A 2148-nucleotide genomic window follows, 5' to 3' on the forward strand; every position below is an offset into this window, starting at 1 on the left:
TACTGCCCAAGAAATAAGCCTTTGCATTGCTATCGCCTTGTGCGATAGCAGCAAATAAAGTAGGGATCGCTGTAATTAGCTTAACGATTCAATTCCATCTAAAAAATAAAAGCTCATGACTCCAGCGGCCACAACTACTGCTTACCGTGTACTGCAAGGTGAATACCCGCCGGCAATGATCGATGTATCTAGCTTGGGCATTAGCACTTATCTGAATAAGAAAACAACCACGCGGCAAAGTGGCAGCACGCTGAGCGAAGTTAAAACGATCTATCCAGCTGCCATCGAGCTGGCCAGTACTACTCATTATCAGCGTGGCCTTGTAACCGTGTTTGCAATGCTCATCATTTTTGGTTTTTTTCCGCTTATGTTATATGGATCATACCTCTCCATTCGTGATTTTTATTCTGGAGGAGTATTTTTTTTTCTAATATCACTATTCTCACTTGTGGTCAGTGTTTTTTTCGTTATGGTTTCTTTTCATTTTGGGTTATACCCGCTAAGAGCCGATATGTTTGCACTTAAAAACGACAGCTTGTTTTTTGATAGAAAAAAGAAAAAAGTTTACCGTGTTTTTAGAAACATACCAGGCCTTATCGATTACGTTAGAAATAGCTTAAAAAAACGCAATCCATTTTATCCTTGGCCTACCGTAATTGTTGAATACGATTGGGATTCCTTAATATTTGTTTATGTTTCAAAAGTAGTGATGCTGGGGCAATTGCCATCGACGGTTCACACCCTGGGTGTGGGGATTAAAGATCCTGATTTTGCACAAAAACAAGTCGCTAAAAGTGATCATGATAAAGCCTGGGATCAAATGCTAAAGCACGAGGCAATACCAGACTTTGTTGATTTTTTTACCATTGGTAATCCACTGGTCATGAGTGAATATTCTGTGCAGGCATTATGGGCGTATCTGCATGCCTATATGGAAGAAAACGGTCCGGCCTTGCCTGTTGGTGAGTCTTTAGCCGAAGCTGCCCCTAATAGTTGGTGGCAATCCATGGGGTGTATTGGCCCATATGGCCCAAAAATAAAAAAATGGAATCAGGAGCACCCTATTTTTGTGGTGATGTCCTTTTTGTTTTTCCCTATCTTTGGGCCATTTTATTTACTCTGGGGCACCTTTAATTGGCTTTCGCATAAAACCGCATTCGAAGCCCCATTCCCCCCAGAAATCCGTGCCGAGTGGGGGGAGCCATTACTGCCCAAGAAATAAACCTTCGTGTTGCTATCGCCTTGTGCGATAGCAGCAGGGCAAGTGGTAGTCGTTGCTAGACTAAATATACCCTTTTGAATTCATAAAAAACAACAAAGCAGAGAGCGATGAGCTTTGGCTATAAGTACCTCAGGCATTAATAATTTCATATGGAATGAGAATGGAAAGTGCTAGTTGTTTAACAAATCAAGTGCAAATGAAAAAATATCAACTTATCAAAGGAGTCGTTAGTGACTTGCAAATCAGTCATGGTTATGAGGATCTGGTTTTTACCGATAGCATAAAAAATACAGCAGGGACTGCTGCGTCTGCAGCTGCTTTAATTGGGCAAGTATTTAATGCTGGCACTTTAGCAACAGCATCAGGTGGCGCTGAAATCAGCATGCAGTTTTTTACCTGCAAGTTAGATGAAAAAAGAGTTGCTGGCCGTTTTTATAAAATAGGCTTTAAAGATGGCGAAGAGATTGAATTTGTCGTCGAGAAAGAGGGCGATATTTACGCTGTTTTAGCCGCCAGAAGTGCCAGTCAGCGTTTGATTTGGATGTTGCCTCAACACTTGCGCGGGGAAGAAGCTCATTTAAGAAGCGATATTATATGGAGCATTATTACTACAATTATTGGAGCTATTTTATACGCTATTTTTCTTCACCCATCAGGAATAAAGGATGATTTACTAGAGCCTATGTGGAGCAAAGTTTTTAATTGGTGTATGCCATTTATTTTAGGCTTGGTTTTTAATGTGATAATTAGAAGTTTTTTTAATCGCTTTGGAAAAGCTACCACACCCATTCTCGCTGCATTAGGTTTCGAAAGTCCAGAAAATATTGACTTATCCGTAATCAGTCGTGCCGCACATAAGCGATATAAGCAGGAGCATGGTGTGTCGGCTGATTCGGATCCTACATGGGTTTGGCGTTATTGTAATC

2 protein-coding genes are annotated in these 2148 nt (G+C 40.9%); both read left to right on the forward strand.

Annotated elements, in window-relative coordinates; translation table 11 throughout:
- Positions 1-337 precede the first annotated feature (337 nt).
- Positions 338-1222 carry a DUF6708 domain-containing protein gene (locus tag R6242_RS21190; protein ID WP_318430716.1) on the forward strand — a complete coding sequence of 295 codons (885 nt, stop codon included), beginning with the start codon at positions 338-340 and terminating at the stop codon, positions 1220-1222.
- Positions 1223-1382: 160 nt separating this feature from the next.
- Positions 1383-2148 (forward strand): putative type VI secretion system effector (locus R6242_RS21195; RefSeq protein ID WP_318430698.1); only part of this gene is annotated, 766 nt, incomplete at its 3' end.

It is taken from the genome of Iodobacter sp. CM08, assembly GCF_033446605.1.
Taxonomy (GTDB): Bacteria; Pseudomonadota; Gammaproteobacteria; order Burkholderiales; family Chitinibacteraceae; genus Iodobacter.

What these genes read in the sequence shown, in the direction of transcription:
- R6242_RS21190 (WP_318430716.1), top strand. Translation starts at nt 338, where the DNA reads ATGCTCATCATTTTTGGTTTTTTTCCGCTTATGTTATATGGATCATAC.